The 16,889-nt window shown below is 38.1% G+C and carries 16 protein-coding genes and 1 riboswitch; of the genes, 6 read left to right on the forward strand and 10 right to left on the reverse strand.

Annotated features, from left to right (window positions below; genetic code table 11):
- Nucleotides 1–81: 81 nt before the first annotated feature.
- From CSV70_RS08230 to nadX, 3 genes are all read right to left on the reverse strand, one after another.
- Nucleotides 82–1,524: a vWA domain-containing protein gene (locus tag CSV70_RS08230; RefSeq protein WP_099628811.1), complete on the reverse strand. Its 1,443-nt coding sequence runs from the start codon at nucleotides 1,522–1,524 to the stop codon at nucleotides 82–84.
- 15 nt (nucleotides 1,525–1,539) lie between these two features.
- Nucleotides 1,540–2,724, reverse strand: a complete 1,185-nt coding sequence (locus CSV70_RS08235) for an AAA family ATPase (protein ID WP_099628812.1) — start codon at nucleotides 2,722–2,724, stop codon at nucleotides 1,540–1,542.
- A 618-nt stretch (nucleotides 2,725–3,342) separates the two neighbouring features.
- Complete coding sequence (gene nadX / locus CSV70_RS08240) at nucleotides 3,343–4,125, reverse strand: aspartate dehydrogenase (protein ID WP_099627172.1); 783 nt, start codon at nucleotides 4,123–4,125, stop codon at nucleotides 3,343–3,345.
- A 144-nt stretch (nucleotides 4,126–4,269) separates the two neighbouring features.
- Here nadX and CSV70_RS08245 point away from each other — a divergent pair, with 144 nt between their 5' ends.
- From CSV70_RS08245 to CSV70_RS08255, 3 genes are all read left to right on the forward strand, one after another.
- Nucleotides 4,270–5,046, forward strand: a complete 777-nt coding sequence (locus CSV70_RS08245; protein WP_085131825.1) for a DUF2935 domain-containing protein — start codon at nucleotides 4,270–4,272, stop codon at nucleotides 5,044–5,046.
- A 123-nt stretch (nucleotides 5,047–5,169) separates the two neighbouring features.
- Nucleotides 5,170–5,679, forward strand: coding sequence for a sigma-70 family RNA polymerase sigma factor (locus CSV70_RS08250; protein WP_233191782.1), 510 nt, complete (start codon nucleotides 5,170–5,172; stop codon nucleotides 5,677–5,679).
- Nucleotides 5,672–6,619, forward strand: a complete 948-nt coding sequence (locus CSV70_RS08255) for a hypothetical protein (protein WP_099627174.1) — start codon at nucleotides 5,672–5,674, stop codon at nucleotides 6,617–6,619. Before CSV70_RS08250 ends, CSV70_RS08255 begins: the two co-directional genes overlap by 8 nt.
- A gap of 42 nt (nucleotides 6,620–6,661) precedes the next feature.
- On the opposite strand, the gene CSV70_RS08260 is transcribed toward CSV70_RS08255, so the two are convergent.
- The 7 genes from CSV70_RS08260 to CSV70_RS08285 form a co-directional block, all read right to left on the reverse strand.
- Nucleotides 6,662–7,075, reverse strand: coding sequence for a universal stress protein (locus tag CSV70_RS08260; RefSeq protein WP_099628814.1), 414 nt, complete (start codon nucleotides 7,073–7,075; stop codon nucleotides 6,662–6,664).
- Between the two features lie 656 nt (nucleotides 7,076–7,731).
- The gene (locus CSV70_RS08265; protein ID WP_099628815.1) at nucleotides 7,732–8,604 is read right to left on the reverse strand and encodes a YitT family protein; all 873 of its coding nucleotides are present in this window, start codon (nucleotides 8,602–8,604) and stop codon (nucleotides 7,732–7,734) included.
- 341 nt (nucleotides 8,605–8,945) lie between these two features.
- Nucleotides 8,946–10,454, reverse strand: coding sequence for a multicopper oxidase family protein (locus CSV70_RS08270; RefSeq protein ID WP_099628816.1), 1,509 nt, complete (start codon nucleotides 10,452–10,454; stop codon nucleotides 8,946–8,948).
- Nucleotides 10,455–10,860: 406 nt separating this feature from the next.
- The gene (locus CSV70_RS08275) at nucleotides 10,861–11,571 is read right to left on the reverse strand and encodes a cytochrome c biogenesis CcdA family protein (protein WP_099628817.1); all 711 of its coding nucleotides are present in this window, start codon (nucleotides 11,569–11,571) and stop codon (nucleotides 10,861–10,863) included.
- A gap of 82 nt (nucleotides 11,572–11,653) precedes the next feature.
- Nucleotides 11,654–12,388: an urease accessory protein UreH domain-containing protein gene (locus CSV70_RS08280; RefSeq protein ID WP_099628818.1), complete on the reverse strand. Its 735-nt coding sequence runs from the start codon at nucleotides 12,386–12,388 to the stop codon at nucleotides 11,654–11,656.
- Between the two features lie 243 nt (nucleotides 12,389–12,631).
- The gene (locus tag CSV70_RS16340) at nucleotides 12,632–12,772 is read right to left on the reverse strand and encodes a response regulator transcription factor (protein ID WP_143560416.1); all 141 of its coding nucleotides are present in this window, start codon (nucleotides 12,770–12,772) and stop codon (nucleotides 12,632–12,634) included.
- Nucleotides 12,773–13,059: 287 nt separating this feature from the next.
- Complete coding sequence (locus CSV70_RS08285; protein WP_158232312.1) at nucleotides 13,060–13,632, reverse strand: exonuclease domain-containing protein; 573 nt, start codon at nucleotides 13,630–13,632, stop codon at nucleotides 13,060–13,062.
- A gap of 187 nt (nucleotides 13,633–13,819) precedes the next feature.
- A riboswitch (TPP riboswitch) is annotated at nucleotides 13,820–13,931 on the forward strand.
- Between the two features lie 82 nt (nucleotides 13,932–14,013).
- Here CSV70_RS08285 and CSV70_RS08290 point away from each other — a divergent pair.
- The 3 genes from CSV70_RS08290 to CSV70_RS08300 are packed head-to-tail and all read left to right on the forward strand — an operon-like array spanning nucleotide 14,014 to nucleotide 16,819.
- Nucleotides 14,014–14,583 carry an ECF transporter S component gene (locus CSV70_RS08290; RefSeq protein WP_255397444.1) on the forward strand — a complete coding sequence of 190 codons (570 nt, stop codon included), beginning with the start codon at nucleotides 14,014–14,016 and terminating at the stop codon, nucleotides 14,581–14,583.
- A 21-nt stretch (nucleotides 14,584–14,604) separates the two neighbouring features.
- On the forward strand, nucleotides 14,605–16,071 hold the full coding sequence (locus CSV70_RS08295; protein WP_099628819.1) for an ABC transporter ATP-binding protein: 1,467 nt from the start codon (nucleotides 14,605–14,607) through the stop codon (nucleotides 16,069–16,071).
- Nucleotides 16,049–16,819, forward strand: a complete 771-nt coding sequence (locus CSV70_RS08300) for an energy-coupling factor transporter transmembrane component T family protein (RefSeq protein ID WP_099628820.1) — start codon at nucleotides 16,049–16,051, stop codon at nucleotides 16,817–16,819. Before CSV70_RS08295 ends, CSV70_RS08300 begins: the two co-directional genes overlap by 23 nt.
- Nucleotides 16,820–16,889: the final 70 nt, after the last annotated feature.

Genomic DNA, 16,889 nt, shown 5'->3' on the forward strand with positions numbered 1-16,889 from the left:
GATTAGAATACCCAGAAAAGAAAATATTATGATAAACAAAAAAGACCCTCCATAGATGAAGGGTTTTAGATCATGCATCTATTAAATTTCAAAAGCGATAAAACTTCCTTCGTCATCAAAATCGGTTATATGAAGGACACGGTCTGAGAATGATTCTGCGACAACTGTATCTTTCCCTATTGCTAGAGTAAGTACATTGAATTCCTTTTGTTTTTTCTTCTCATTGAATTCAATTAGAAAACTTTCGCTAATCTCGTCTTCTCCATCGCTAACAAAAATGACATCTGCATGTCTGAATGTACTGTCTTCTATTACTTCAAGGGCGGCTTGCAATGACAGTGTAAAGTCTGTTCCCCCACCCAAAAACGTTCTGGCAAGTCGTGCAAGTTCATTTGAAGTGATCTTACCTTTAGTGAACACTTCTTTTTGAATAGTTGTAGAAAATAATAGAACGCATAAATCCCGGCTTTGTTTCTTGGCGATAGATAGCAGCGCCAAGATAAACCCTTTTGACTGATTATCAAGCAACTTCATACTTCCCGATTGGTCAAGACAAAAAATAATTGGGCCTTTGCCAAGGTTCTCTCGCTTCTTCTGTTCAAACTGCATCGTGTTTCCTTCCGCAAAGCGGCGCAGGAAATCTTTTTTCGTTGAGTCATTTGAATAGAGTCCTAATTCCATCGGTAGAAGACGTTCCATTTCATTGCCAATCGTAACGCCACGCCTCTCGATTGCCTCCACATAGTTCGTCTTCTGCTTTTCTCGCGCCACTTCTTGAAAACGACCAGCCCACTCTGCGATTTCTTGCATTTTGGGATCCATCGCTACTTGATCTGCCACTGCAAGTTGATCACGCAATGGCACTTTCTTTAACTCTGCGTCCCCTTTACCTGCACTGCTCCCACCCATCAGAGAAATCAGACTGTCTTTTACTTTGATCGATTCTTCAACCGCTTCATCGATTGCTTGCAAAAATCGTTCGCCATTCGTTTCAAATGTAAATTCTAGCTGTTCATTTAACTTATCAGAAGCATCGGCTAATTCTTGGACAGGTCCATCTTCTATTTCGTCCTGTTGTCGATTCAACTGTTCAACCGGCACATCATCTTGTAGCGCTTCTACGGCTTCCATTTTCTTCAGTAACTCTTCATCCATAGCTTTTGCTTCCGCGAGCCATAGATTGACTTTCTCAATCAACTTTATGGTACAGACAGTTGCGGCCAAATCGTCCAATCGAGTAAAGTTTCTATATTCTTCAAAATGTTCATCTTTCATTAGCTTTTCTATAATGGTCTTATTCGGTTTCAGTGCTGAATTTATTCGCTCAAGTAAAATTCGTGGTTTCATTTTATATAATGCTGCCCAGACATCGCCAAGCAGCGCTTCCGTAGTAGGTAATTGTCCTTCCTCACAGACCTTTTGCAAACCGTCTGACATCTCAAACAGTTCTTTAAAGCGTCTTTTATCAAATGCATCTGTATTCAGTACGGAGCGATGATCTCTAATTATTTTACTTCTTTTCATAGACTATCACTCCTTTTACATTCTGAAGAAGACACCACGTTGCTCACCATTTTCGTCTTTCTTTTCGTTCGTTTCACCGTAGTATGCAGTATCCATTCGACTACTTTCTACTTCATTTTTCAAGGAAGTAATTTGTTTTTGTAAGTGATCCACTTCAGTAGTACGGCTTATATTTTGCTCTTTTAGATTATTTAATTCGGTTGATAAAGCAGAAATCTTCTGGACCGCTTCCATACCTGCTTCTGTTGATTGATCACGTACTGCGGAATCATAGATTTCATTCGCTTCATTTTCAATCGCTGAAAGCCTTTGTGCTAATACATCTTGTGAGTGTTTGCGAACAATAGTACAAACAGTCTCTTTTTGATCCAAAGTCTCCCAGAGTGCATTCTCAAGAATCACCATATCATCTGCCTGTACGGATTCTCTTTGATTGATCAAAGCCCTCGCTTGCAAGATACTTAAAGATTGTTTGAATCGACGATCCGACGGCTGAATTCCTTCGTCCTGGAGTTCTCTTCGAATGGTAGACAATGTCTCATATATTTCATCTGGAAGATGTACTTTGTTGGTCATGTTTTGAAGTTGTACTAAGTCATCCAAATGCATCGTCGGGATTTCAATATGTTCACCTTCATCTTTCATCATCGATACAAAATTTGTTTCATCTGCAATGAAATTGATTTCGAAACGTAATAGGAAACGATCAAATAATGCTTCAAGCCCCTCACCTTCTTCGGGGTATTCGTTGGAAGCGCCAATGACTGACATTAATGGCACTTCCATAGGTTGTCCATCATTATAAAATAACCTTTCGTTGATTAAGGTTAATAAACTGTTTAATATGGCAGAGTTTGCTTTAAATATTTCATCCAAAAACACCAAATGCGCTTCTGGCATTTTAGTAGCAGTGTTGCGCTTATAAACGCCTTCTTCTAAATCTTTTAACGACAAAGGTCCGAATACTTCTTCAGGGGTACTGAATCTGGTCAGTAACCATTGAAAATAGGACGTACCGTTCACGATTTTTGCTAACTCAACTGATAGTGCAGATTTCGCTGTCCCAGCCGGCCCAATCATTAACATATGTTGTTTAGATAGAAGAGCTACTAAAATTCCTTCTACTTCATTTTCACGTTCAAAGAACTTTGCGTTCAATGCCTTTTTTATTTCATGTAACTTCTTTATATTAGTATCCATATAGACATCCCCTCAATTCATAATAACGAATCATTGTTCTCTTTATGTAACAGTGTGACTGTAATAGGAAGCTTTTAACCATCTAACCCATGACTTTTTCCATAATTGTTTAAAATTTTATTTTTTTATTCTTGTCTAACCTTTTACATAACGTTATACATTTGGATTAAGTAATTATTTTCAGTAACCTTTCTACTTCTCTTACCCCTTTTAACACTTATCCACTCGTTTGATGAATAATTTCTTGAATATATTTTCAAAATACTGTACAAGGATTAGACAACCACTATCGTGATGCTAGACAAGTAGTTAAATGCTGTAATAACAAAAAGGCTATCCATCGCAATGATGGATAGCCTTTTCTTTTACTTGCAGGTTATCGTGTGCTTGTTAGAAATCTCAATACTATACCTGGTCTACTACTACATTTCCATTCTGATCTAGTAATGCAGTAATTCCATTACATGACCAATCCATGTATGAAGATAGTTTACTCACGTATTCCGATCGACTAATATAGTTATTCTTCCTACAGCTGGGATATCGTCTGTCGATTTCACATAGTATCGCATCTATGCTTCTTCTTTTTTATCTCCAAACATATGAAACAGGCTTTATTTAGCTTCCTATAGTAATCGCATTCCCTTTATTTTGTAAAGTAGATACTATACTTAATGCTGCCAGATAACTCGTTTTAGGGTTGTTTGGCATCGGTTCATTTTCTATTAGTAAGTTCATTTTACCGAAATCACCTTTTGCTTCAATATGATGTGTATTTCGTTGAATATTCGGATCTGCTATAACGCGTACTGCCGTTTTATCTGCACCAAGTCCTGCAATTGATAATAACAATGCAACGTTGACGTTTTTAGGAAACTTTTCAATTGCATCTAGAGCTACACCCTCAAAAATACATTGTTCTACGTGCTTCACATCTAGTCCCAATGATTGGTAGGATTTCCTAGTTGTAATGCGAACTTCCTTTAATCCACCTAGGGAATTAGCTGATTGCAGAAGATCCAGTCCACCGATCGCTCCTGAAGGTAGGTAAATATGTTGCTGATTCTTCCGCGCGACTTCTATCATTTCATTTAAATACTCCATGTCTTTAAATGCACCGATACTGCTCAATACCAGATCTTTCTTATTGTCCAGTACTTCTTCCACACGTTCTATCGCGACTTCAATCGTTGCAGCTTCCACGACTACATCCATAGTAGACTGAATGAACTGCTGAAAGTCTGTATAGAACTTTGCACTGTACTGTGATTCTAGCCTTAGACCCACCTCTAGGTTACGTCCGAATATCGAGACAATTTCACCGACCACTTTGCCGTCCCCATTGATACTTTCTAATAGATATTGCGCAATATTGCCAGTCCCAATAATACCGATTTTCATTTTACAACACCTCTTCTATCAGTATATACACTTCTTCCAGAAATAGATGACTTTCTACTACATTACCCGGGCTATACATAAACAACACAAGGTACGAATAAGATGATATGGATAACTGATAGAAAAATTAGGGGGTATGTATGAATGGCTGGTTATACTGATAATTATGAACGGGATACGTACGGGATTATCGATTTTTGGGTGCGTAACAACTTTGAGCATGGGGAATTTTTCGATAGAGAAATTAGTCACCATGAGTTAGAGTTAGCACGCGCCAATCAGCAAATGATCGATCGCATGGGGGTAATCTTTAAAAAGACTGAATCCAAAACCGGCGATATTGGATTAATTATCGATGAGGCAAAGAGTTCGACAAAAGAGTTCGCTGATCTACTAATTCACACGATGGATCGTGCATTGCATTGCGATGTAATCATTTCTACCCCTACTTCCCTTCTTGATCATATGATTAGAGAAGCCGAGGAAGCAGAGCGTGTGTTCAAATTAATTGAAACAAATTCTTATATTACGCCAGCCGATGCGACACTACATGAGAGCAACTTCTGGCTTCGTCAAATGCTCGATCACTTATTATTCATCAGCCATTACGTAGATGCTTCTAACTATGAATTACACGATCAAGTACGCGCGATGACTAAAAAATTCGAAAACCTTCTACTACAAGCGCAAGCTTTGAAGACGATTATTCGCAGACCACGCAATGAAGTATCACCTGTTTTGAATACATTCAATCAAATGGTGATAAAAGAAGCAAAGGCTCTAGAAGCTTTTAAGTTGGAATTGAGTGAACTGATCAAAGCCTGTGCCGCGGTTACGACTGCTCCGCCTGATTTGCTCGAACACATTGCGAGAGAAGCACACCATTTGTGGAAAAACCTCGAAGATCAAGTCGTAAACTAATTTTCATGAAAACATGACGGGAACTCTCTCGTCGTGTTTTTTTCATTTATCCAGTAAAAGCCTTGCAATTTAAAACTATTTCTATTTGATCTTCGTTATAGTAGTAGAGGGGCGGTGGTGGAAATGAATTCGGCGGAACTGGAACACGTAATGGATACATATGGAGAGCATTTATTGAAGATGGCCTACTTTTATTTACGTGACCGTGAAATGGCGAAGGATATCGTACGGGAAGTCTTTATCTCTTTTTATGAGAAGTCGAACTATCAAGAACAAGGAAAGTTACGTGCTTATTTAACCAAACTAACAGTCAACCGTTGTAAAGATTATTTGCGAAGCTGGACTTTCCGACATTTGAAACTCAATAAAGAGCGGCTAGAAATCATACATACTGAACACGATCGCTTGATTTTGAAGGAAGAACAGTCTGCGATTGCTACTGCTATATTAGCATTACCTATAAAATATCGAGAAATTATACTTTTTTATTATTACGAGGAACTAAATATGAGAGAGATTGCTACGTTTCTTGATCTGTCGGAAAACACCGTAAAAACCAGAATGACCAAGGCACGTACTTTGTTAAGAGGCAAACTGTCAAATGATTATTGGGAGGTGCTTTCCATTGAATAAAGTGAAAAAGAGTTTAGATGCTGCTGCAGGAGACGTTTTCGATGATAAGGAAGAACTAAAGCAACGAGTCCTTAACGGTGGACGTAAACCAAAACGAAGAAATCCATTTCCCGTTGTTGCCTCTGCTATCGTTTTAGCTGCTATAGTATTTATCACGTTTAATGTCTTACAAAACGGTTCTATTAGCACAAATGGCAGTACATATAAAGTAGACGAGACATTATATGATCTTATGCTTCATAGTGAACGGCTTGATCAAGGTGACTCTGATGAATTACGGTATAGAGTCTTTCAAAGTATCCTCGAAACGGACTCGGTTATAGATTATGCATCTTCCCTCGGCTACGAAGAGGACAGAGATGAAATTGATTCAATAATAAAGGAACAACAGCAATTATTTTTTGATGATCTTACTGAACAACAACTAAAAAGCATTGAAAAAAAGCAATTAGAAAATTTCGGTTACAATTATGACCAATACTTTAAAGTCATCTTGACATATACTCACAGATATTCGAATGCATCTAACTGGCTACAACAAAATGATATAGAAGATGAAACAACGCAACGACAAGTCTTGGATACTTTTAAAGAGAAAAATTGGCCAGTTATCAAAAAGTTCATGGTCAATAAATCTATTCCTGATTTATCTGAAAGATTTCAATTTCAAGAGTACGATGGTGTTGCGGCATCAATAGATAACGAGCAAGTATTGGTTGTACAGGGTCTTGAACCACACGACTATGTAAACATGACACCTGAAGAAATAGAGTCTGCCGCTTTTGATTTCGTTTGGTTCCATTTCGACAAACCCATTGACGATCTCAAGCTTCATTCACAAACTATAGTCACTTTTGATCCCCTATCCTATCCTGTTGCTCAACAAGAGGGTAAGAAAATATTTAATGATGTCATCAAATGGATAGACAGTCAAGAATAAAAGAAGCGGCAGCTCCATCAATGTGGAGCCGCCGTTTCTAATTTATTTCACTATAGTCACAGGGCACGCAACATGTTTCATTACCTTATGACTGACACTGCCCATCACCATTTCTTGAATTGAATTTAAACCGCGGCTGCCGATGACTAATTTGTTGATTTTCCTATCATTCACATATCTTATTATTTCCTGACTAGGATTCCCTTTAAGCATAATCACTTTCGTATTCACCGCTGCTTCCTTCGCCATAGCTAAAATTGGTTGCATCTTTTGTTCACGTTTCAGTGCTAGGCTTTCCCGACTTTGTGATAACTGTCTGTTGATCTTCGCCTCGCTGAGATCCTCTACATAGATAATCTCTAACGTAACTTGAGGTAAATATTCCGCTAGCATAATCGCATGTTTTGCGGCACGCATCGCATTTTCAGATCCATCAATCGCTACAGCAATTTTCATATCGTTCACTCCCTCATAATAATTTTTTAAATAATTGTTCCTTTGAAGAATTTAGTCCACAAATCGTGACCGCCATAGCTTTACTTTCAAGATTAGTTACCACTTTTAAAATTGCACCAACTGCAGATTCATCCCACCGCTATTTTTTTCAAAATCAATAACATTCTGTTCTTCATTTAAATCATCAAATGTCTGGATAAACTTCGTCCTAGAAGCAAAAGTATTGGACTTTGTATTTTATAGATACCCACTTTATTCGTTAACGAGACACGCGATATCTTCGTAACAAGCAAGCAGCGCAATGGAGGAAATAGCAAACAACTCCAATGACTTAGCTCAATTGGTTGAAGACCCCAAGATTTATTATAGAACCGAAAAAAGCGTCTGTTAATATGCAGACGCTTTTACGTGATTCGTTTTATTTTGCAAAGAGCGACTACGTTCAGCAAGTTGAGGATTTATACTTCCATAATTTCAATCCACACTCTCCATACAGAGAGCGACCATAATATACAAACAAAAAAATAAATCCAAATCTATATATTGTCTATTCCATAATAACTTATTACACTGAAAATTTAAACTGTATTTAATTCAGCAGTTTCCATAAAGCTAGACTTGCTTTATGTACAAATATATTTTCAATCCACACCTACTTAACGCACTTGCCCCCCGCCAAAATTCCCTCGCTTAATTTCTGCAACTTCATATACCGCCACAAATGCATTTTTGTCTACGTCACGAATGATTTCTTTCATTTTACTATCTTCCAAATGATGAATATTGCAAGTGATTTCCATGAACTGTTTATTGGTATAACTCCCTTGCACCATTTGGTAAGTAGCACTTCGACCTAAACGGCCGTGAATCTCTTCGATCATCAATTCAGGTTTTTCAGTTACGATCTTAAACGTTTTGGAACCACTAAATCCTACTTCCATGATTGATATGACTTTCGATGCGATGAAATAAGCAATTGCTGACATAATGGCACCTGTCAGTCCAAAAACAGTTGAAACGACGATAAAGACAAAAATATTCAGAAACAAAATAAGATCGCTTGTACCAAACGGAAGTTTCCTTGACAGCAACACTGCCAGCATATCAATACCGTCGAGTGCTCCACCGTTACGCAAAGCTATTCCGATTCCGACTCCAATAATAATTCCACCAACGACAGTTACCAATAATGTATCATCTTGTACAATGATGGGAATATGATGCATTAGACTTGTACTGGCACTTAAAGATACGATACCTACTACAGAAAGCGCCGCAAAGCGCCTGCCTATCTGTTTATAACCAAGAAAGATAAACGGTATATTTAAAACCGCAATTAAAACACCTAACGGAAGTCCGAAAACTTTAGAACCTACAATACTAAGGCCTGTAACCCCACCATCCGATACATTGTTCGGAATAAGGACTGATTCAAGTCCATACGCTGTAATCACTCCACCCAGCATGACGAAAAAGGCTTGATACAAAAGTCGTAACTTCTTATGTGACTTCTTAGTAATTACTTTCATCTTCTCATTCCTTTCAGTTATTCAGTAAGTCACATGCTTCTATTTACCATACCCTTTTATCCATATAAACTATTCCATGGAAAGTAGAAGTTTGGAGTTTTTTTCTAGAAAACCCTCTCTCTATTAACTTTTTCTGATTTCCACTCTTTCATCGCGTAAATCTCTCATGTTTATATCTTCGTCTGACCGTTCTTCTAGCGTTTTTTCATTATGAGTTTATTTCTTTTCATTCACTTTTTAGTATTCCCGCCTGACGAACTCAACTTGTACTACTTACATTTTATGAAAACGCAAAGTAGCCAGTGAAATGAATATTTCACTGGCTACTTTGGGCATATCTTTTACTTCACTTCTATTTGTCCCATCATTCCATTGTCTTCATGCTCCAAAATGTGACAATGGAACATATACACACCTTTATGCTTAAACTGTACAGCGATTTTCACTTTTTCTCCTGGATGAACAGCAATACTATCCTTCCATCCTCTTTCATTCTCTTCAGGTTCTATCCCATTTCTCGAGAGTATTTTGAACTGTGTACCATGAATATGGAATGGATGAATCATTCCACCCATCATATCTTTCCTATTATAAATTTCCCATATCTCTGTTACGCCTTGCTTTTGTGTAAAATCTATTCTTTTTGAATCAAATTTCTTTCCATTGATTGTCACATGATCCATCATACCAAAGAGTTCAATATTCTTCGTAACCGGCATGTTTTTTTCTTCTTCCGTTACGGCAAAATCATTTAATTGCCCCAATGTTTGCGTACGATCTACTTCTTGATTTGACACATCAAACGGTAAAAGAATAGATCCATCTTCATTAATCAAAGACAAATCATCTGTAGAATTAAGTTGCGAGAAATCAATAATTATCTCCGCTCTCTCCGATGGCGTCAAAGTTACTTCATTCAATGTGACGGGGTCATTCAAGAAGCCTCCATCTGTCGCAATTTGAACAAATGATTCACCTGTATTCAATTTGAACGTAAAATTTCTCGCGTTTGATCCATTTAGTAAGCGTAGACGTACTTGTTCTTTTCCTACTGTTAATTCAGGATTTACTGTACCATTGACCAATAACGTATCACCTATCGTCCCATCTTCGTTCATTACCGCTTTATAATCTAATTGCCCTTGCTCATCGAAAATTCGGTCTTGGAAAACTAATGGTATATCGTTTTTTCCGTATTCTTTAGGGATTTCTAACTTGTCCGAATTAGAATCTTCAATATAAATCAGCCCTGCGAGTCCTTTATATACTTGTTCAGATGTCTTGCCCTCTGGATGAGGATGAAACCACAATGTAGCCGCCTCTTGTGTCACTTCAAATTCTATTAGTGCCTCTTCACCTGGACTTAGTGTTTTATGCGGTCCTCCATCTGCTTCACCAGACACTTCTAAACCATGCCAGTGAAACGTTGTCTCCTCCTCTAATTCATTTATTGTTTTAATTTTAACGGTTTCACCTTTTTTAAATTGAAGAACCGGACCTAATAGATCACCGTTATATCCTAAAGTTTCTGTAGTCACACCTTCAAATATATTCACCTTACCTTTTTGCGCCTTAACAATATACTCAGTCCCCTCTGTCGTTTCACTAGTTAATAACGGTGGAATATATAATTCATTTTCACCTGTCGAGTCTTCTAAACGCACTACGTCATCATGGCTCATATGCCCGTTATCCATTGCAGAGTCACCCATCATGTGATGATTTCCTTCGTTGTTATTTTGATTCATCATGTGTTGATTGTTCTGATCATTCGATTGTGCATCGTTACTACATCCACTGATCAGTATCGCACTCAGCAAAAATATACCCATTTGAATTTTTTTACTCATTTTCATATCCCCTTTATCTAATTATTTCAAAAGTAGTATAGCAAAAATATATGAAAAAACTTTGCACATGAAAAGCTTTTAAGCGGCATCGCCCATATTCGTTCATAAAATTCAAGAAAGGAGATTGAACACTTTCAAAAGATACCTATTAAAAAAACGAAGCATAACTTAAGGCAACCGCCTATAATTACCATGCTATTCCATTAGCTACTAGAGCACTCTTTGCGTTCGGAATGGCCTTCAGCCTAGCTACAAGCGCCATCTTATTGTTATGAAGCACCGTAATTTCCCCAATAAATGCGTGGTTATTACAGATTTAATAGTGGAGTAACTGCAATACTATCAGAATAAAAACTCCATAATATTTCATGGAGTTTTTGTATTTTCATTCAGACTACGACATCTTTTAAAAACCCATAAAACCACTAAAGAATGGACTAAGCCATATAATAATATAGGTTAAACCATCAAAAAATAATACGAAACCCAACACGACCATTATATAACCGCCAACCTTTGTTATAAGACGATTATACTTTTGAATCCATTTTACACGTGTAATAAAAATAGATAAGAGTAGGAATGGAATGGCAAACCCTAGGACATATACGAGCATGTACCATATTCCAGATCCCGGATTTTGAGCCGCCATTAGGAATACAGCTCCCGTAATTGGTCCGGTACATGGTGTCCATCCTGCTGCAAATGCCAAACCAATTAGAAATGTGCCGAAATATCCAACGGGGCGGTTTTTAAATTGTATTTTTTTCTCTTTCATTAAAAATGAGGGCGAAAAGAATCCTAGAATTATAAGTCCAAAGATGATAATGAAGATGGAACCTAGTTGACGTAGCAAGTCTTGATACTGATAAAAGAATGTCCCTACTAGAGACGAGCTGTATCCTAAAAATATAAAAATAACCGAAAATCCAAGCAAGAAAATAATAGTATGTATTATTCCACTTCTATTAATCTTCACTCTATCTGATGTCATATCATTTAATGACATTCCCGTTATATAGGAGATGAAGGCAGGATACAATGGCAATGTACAAGGTGAGATAAAATTTAAAAACCCAGCACCAAAAGCTAGGAATAAGTTAATATTTTCAAGCATTTATCAAAAGCTCCCTTCAATATATATAAGTAACAATCAGTAGTACCACATGACTCAGATGTAAATACCATCCGTACTTAGTTTACACTTGCCAATAGGTGATTGTATCTACTAAGCCAATCACGATTAGTATAACTCCTGCAGTTCGCTGTATAATGCTTCCTACTTTCATGCTACTTTTCATAACAAGCCTTTTCGCATCCACTAACCAGATGAAGAGAAATAACATGATTAACGGAATAGACGTAGCTACACCAAAAACAGCCGGCAACACAAATCCATAAGTTGTAGTTGCAACGAGTGGCATCAACCATAAAAAGAACAATACAAACATCGTAGGACAGAAAGCCAAAGAAAAGCTAACTCCCAAGAAAAAAGATCCTACTATCCCATTTCGCATTCGAACAGGGATGTACCGTGGTATGTTAGTTAGAAACTTTAGCTTCATAATTCCTAGCAGGACGAGTCCAGTAGCTATAATGAGTGGACCTATTATTTTACGAAATAAAGCAAAATACTCAATTAAAGTATTTTGGAATGTCTCTCCCAAAAACCAAACAAGCAAACCAAGTCCGCTAAAAACAACCACTTTACCTACTATAAATGAAATCACTTCACTTACATTTTGTTTTAATTGGATAGAACGATTACCAAACAAAGTAATAGCACTCATATTCCCCGTCAACTGACAAGGCGCTACAGCTCCTAATAAACCAAGGAGTAATGCGACAATGATTGGACTATTTTCAAATGATTGAAGTAAGATATCTACAGGTTCCATGATGAGCTGACTTACACTTGACAATATATTGTACATGATAGATAGCACCACCTTTATAAGTTCATCATTAGGAAATCTTTTTATTTATCCCTTAAATTTTGTATGGATAGTCGACAGTTCGAATATCGAGATACCTATTATGATACTAGGCGGCATGCATCAATTGATCTCTCGTCAACGGTCTCTTGGATTGAGTAATGGGCGTCTCAATAATGTAAAACCCTTTCTATGACAGTTGTGTACTCTTATCCTTATAGTGCAACGAATATGGAGCACTATTTACTCACCACAGTCAGGATGATCCAAGTCCTCTTCCAGTTTCTCAGATCGTCGCAAAATAGCGTTTACTTTCGCTATAAGTTCCCGTGCATCAAATGGTTTTACAATATAGTCATCTGCACTTTTGTCTAGACCCTTCATTCAATTTGTCTTATCTGTTCTTGCTTCTAGCATGATCGTCGGTATATTTGAAAATCTGCGTATTTCAAGATAAACTTCCTAGCCATCTATATTTTAAGTATAGAAAAAGATTATGAAAAAGATGTGCAGATTGGTTTATACACAAGAATTCAGCATACTTCCATGACGTCTTTGTGTCATCACTCTATACTTTGATTTTGTTATAAGATTCACTTTCCTATGATTTAAACCTTAAACCATACAAAAAAGATGCCCGGTGAAGTATTCCCGGACATCATTCGCTACTATTAAAATCTTGATTTGGCTGGTTTCTTCATCGGTGCTTTATTCATCAAATAGGAGATGAATGTATCATCCGTCAGATTCGGATTGGACGAGTTCAGTAAGAGTGCTAGGTTTTTTGCATCGTCAAGTGCTCTGTGGGCATTATGCACTTGAATTCGGTGCGCTCTCAGCAATTGTTGCAGTTTACCGTTTTCAAAGCCGTAATTTTTCCATTTGATTTGTCTGACGGAGCAATACCAGTCCATATCGAGCGTTTCAGGTAATAGCCGGCTGACGAACCCCCTATCAAATGATGCGTTATGTGCTACTATACCGTCTGCTTGATCAAGTATTTTTAGAATTCTATCCATATCAAGCGACTTCCCTCTTACCATCTGATCGGTAATGCCCGTGAGATTCGTAATCGTCGGAGAAATGGAATAGAACGGTTCTTGAAACTCGCAATACTCATCAGCGACCCGAACAATACGGTTATTTTCATACTCTCCCAGCATAACGCCTAACTCGATCACTTCACTCGCCTCGGCACTCATACCTGTCGTCTCCACGTCAATAAACGCTATATGTTTTGTCATGTGAAAACTCCTTTTACACTCTATTTCCATTATATCGAGAATATAATTATGAACATTTCTATCCTATTAGTATATCAGGATTTCAGTACAATATGTTCAATTTAAACTGCAAGCATTTTATTGAACATGTAGTCATTTCATAAGTTGCCACACAATTCAACGTGCTGTATACTAGGATTGCTTACATGATTGTCCGTCCGGGTGCTTGAGAGAATCAGGCTGAGATAGCAGATGAATCCACTGCTGACCGTTAATCTGATCTGGGTAATGCCAGCGTAGAGAGCGTGATCGATGGAATTATACAGGAATCTCTTTCCTTCCTCGGCCGTCTGCTCTTCAGACGGCTTTTTTGTATGAAAAAATAACAAGGAGTGGAAGAGTTTGAAAAAGTTAAAGTTCACCGATTTATTGATTACCATCATGATTGGCGTTGTGTTTGGCGTGCTGATGAAGTTTTGGGATGATTTATACACTGTCGTCAAACCGATCATGCCTGTCGCGCGTCAACTGCTTTACGGTATGTGGTTCATGGTCGGGCCGTTCGCCTTTTTATTATTACGAAAACCAGGTACTGCACTCATCGCAAGTATTGCAGGGGCTTCCTTATCTGCGTTTGCTGGTCATGGTATTGAAGTATTGATGTATGGACTCGCACAGGGTCTTGCTGCGGAATTATTGTTCGCTGCATTCCGTTATAAACGCTATTCTATTTTAATTGCTGGATTAGCAGGAATCACGTCATGTCTTGCAAGTTTCGGACTTGACTTGGTTTATGGTTACGCAGCACTCGAAACATGGGCACTCATTGTAAAATACGGATTACGTGCAATCAGCGCATTCATCTTCACGGGTATTTTTGCTGTGCTCATTGTAAGGGCGCTAGAAGCAACAGGTGTGACGTCGCTCATTCGACCTGTTGATAAGAAAGAATATACGATGCTTGATCAGTAAAAGCGGAGGTATGATCCAACTATGAATAACATCAGCGTTACAGATTTACGACTGAAGTTTCCAGGAGAAGATGCTTTGGTCTTTAAAGACTTCTCCTTCTCTGTTCAGTCTGGCGAAAAAGTTCTCATGCTTGGTCCTAGTGGTTGTGGGAAATCCACTTTACTCCAAGTACTGAGCGGCATTATACCAAGCTCCATCGAACTGCCAATGAAAGCAACAGACATTCAGTTACCTGACTCATGGGGGTTCGTTTTCCAAGACCCAGACACACAATTCTGTATGACCTATGTAGATGAAGAACTTGCATTCGTTTTAGAGAATCTTCAAGTTCCGCGTGAAGAAATGGCACTTCTTATTGAAGAAGTGTTAAAGCGTGTGGACTTGCATTTGAAAGATGTCCACACGCCCATCAATGAAATGTCTCAAGGTATGAAACAACGGTTAGCATTGGCTTCTGTTTTATTATTAGAACCTGACGTGCTATTTCTGGATGAACCCTCTGCATTATTGGATCCGGAAGGCACGCAACAGATTTGGTCTTCTATTAAAGAGGCAACCGCTGATAAAACTGTGATCATTGTGGAGCATAAAATCAATTTGATTGCTGACTGGGTAGATCGTGTTGTGTTGTTTAATGATCATGGCGTCATAATCGCAGATGGTTCACCAGCATATATTTTTGCAAACTTTCAAGAACAACTGAAACGATATGGTATTTGGTACCCAGGGGTATGGGAAGAATATAAAACATCTGATGCGTTTCAATTAATGATGATAAATCGTCAAGCCGTTTCATCACAAAAGAAAATTCAAATCCAGGACTTTCACGGCTATCGTGGTCAAATGGAAAAGATTTCTGCCAAACATGCGACTGTACAGGCCGGTGACTGGATTACGATTGTTGGCGAAAATGGTTCTGGTAAAAGTACATTACTTTTATCTCTCATGCAATTACTTCGGACTAGCGGTATCTATGAAGTGAACGGTGTACCCATTGCGTGGAAAAAGAAGAAACGGCAACTCCCGCAAGGTCTGTCGCTCGTCTTTCAAAATCCCGAACTACAATTTGTGACGAACTCGATTACGGAAGAGTTAACCGTATCTTTACACGGCATGCCAAAAGATGATGCAGACGTTTATGCGAAAGAATTGATGTGTTTATTTAACTTACCTGATTCTGTTTCGCGCCATCCTTACCAGCTATCTACGGGTCAAAAGCGTCGTTTGAGTGTCGCAACTGCTCTTACTCCTAGTACAGACATTTTGTTACTGGATGAGCCTACTTTCGGGCAGGATGCACGAAACACCTTCGCCATTCTTGAAAAGCTGGAACAATTGCGCACTGAAGGCATGACAATTTTGATGGTTACGCATGATACAGAAATAGTAGAAAACTTCGCTACTGCTGTTTGGACTGTAGTTGATGGTGTTGTGCATACGGCTAATGGAGTAGGAGGTGCGAAGAGTGTTCAATTGGTTCACACCTAAACGCGAAACCTGGTTATTCCGAGTCAATCCTGCGTTAAAATTTATCGTATTTTTTGCGTTCTTGATTATTACGCTCGTAAATCAAAGTTTATCTTTTGCTATCTCACAAGCTATTTTATATGGAATATTATTTTATGTATTTAGCGGTTATTCGCTGAAGAAACTTTCATTGCTTTCCATTCCGTTAGCTATTTCATTCCTATCCACTGGGTTGACCATGTTGTTGTTCGGTAAGGGTGAAGCGGTAATTTGGCAATGGGGGCTATTCAAGATTTCTGAAGAGAGTATTCAACACGCGCTTTTGCTCGGAAGTAAGTCACTTTCATTCGGCTTCGTTGGCTTTACGTTTATCTTAACTATCCAACCTGTACTATTCTTTTATGCTATGATGCAACAGTTTCGTCTGCCGTCCAAATATGCCTATAGCTTTATTGCAGCTTTTCGTTTAATTCCTGCTGTAACTGAAGAGCTACAAATTCGTAGGAATGCTTTAAAAGTACGAAATATCCAGTTTTCAAAAGGATTTAGAGGTTTCTATGAACGATTGCAGTCCTATACAGTTCCGCTATTTGCCCAAAGTATACGGCGCGCGCAACGCATTGCAGTTGCGATGGAAGCGAAACAGTATCAGATGGGTGCTGCAAGGACATATTATTATCCTACACGGTATACTGGGATAGATATGGTATTTTTACTTGTCATGATATGTAGTTTATCTTCAGCCTTTTTGCTATCAATATATCGATAATTAGCGATATATAATATGTAACCAACTTAAAAGAGAACACAGATCTAGTTCAGATCCTGTGTTCTCTATT

This window comes from Sporosarcina sp. P25, assembly GCF_002743235.1.
Lineage (GTDB): Bacteria > Bacillota > Bacilli > Bacillales_A > Planococcaceae > Sporosarcina > Sporosarcina ureae_B.

Coding starts and splice junctions, on each gene's coding strand:
- CSV70_RS08230 (WP_099628811.1), bottom strand. CDS start 1,524: ATGAAAAGAAGTAAAATAATTAGAGATCATCGCTCCGTACTGAATACA.
- CSV70_RS08245 (WP_085131825.1), top strand. CDS start 4,270: ATGGCTGGTTATACTGATAATTATGAACGGGATACGTACGGGATTATC.
- CSV70_RS08275 (WP_099628817.1), bottom strand. CDS start 11,571: ATGCTTGAAAATATTAACTTATTCCTAGCTTTTGGTGCTGGGTTTTTA.
- nadX (WP_099627172.1), bottom strand. CDS start 4,125: ATGAAAATCGGTATTATTGGGACTGGCAATATTGCGCAATATCTATTA.
- CSV70_RS08270 (WP_099628816.1), bottom strand. CDS start 10,454: ATGAGTAAAAAAATTCAAATGGGTATATTTTTGCTGAGTGCGATACTG.
- CSV70_RS08280 (WP_099628818.1), bottom strand. CDS start 12,388: ATGTACAATATATTGTCAAGTGTAAGTCAGCTCATCATGGAACCTGTA.
- CSV70_RS08295 (WP_099628819.1), top strand. CDS start 14,605: ATGAATAACATCAGCGTTACAGATTTACGACTGAAGTTTCCAGGAGAA.
- CSV70_RS08265 (WP_099628815.1), bottom strand. CDS start 8,604: ATGAAAGTAATTACTAAGAAGTCACATAAGAAGTTACGACTTTTGTAT.
- CSV70_RS08260 (WP_099628814.1), bottom strand. CDS start 7,075: ATGAAAATTGCTGTAGCGATTGATGGATCTGAAAATGCGATGCGTGCC.
- CSV70_RS08250 (WP_233191782.1), top strand. CDS start 5,170: ATGAATTCGGCGGAACTGGAACACGTAATGGATACATATGGAGAGCAT.
- CSV70_RS08285 (WP_158232312.1), bottom strand. CDS start 13,632: ATGACAAAACATATAGCGTTTATTGACGTGGAGACGACAGGTATGAGT.
- CSV70_RS16340 (WP_143560416.1), bottom strand. CDS start 12,772: ATGAAGGGTCTAGACAAAAGTGCAGATGACTATATTGTAAAACCATTT.
- CSV70_RS08235 (WP_099628812.1), bottom strand. CDS start 2,724: ATGGATACTAATATAAAGAAGTTACATGAAATAAAAAAGGCATTGAAC.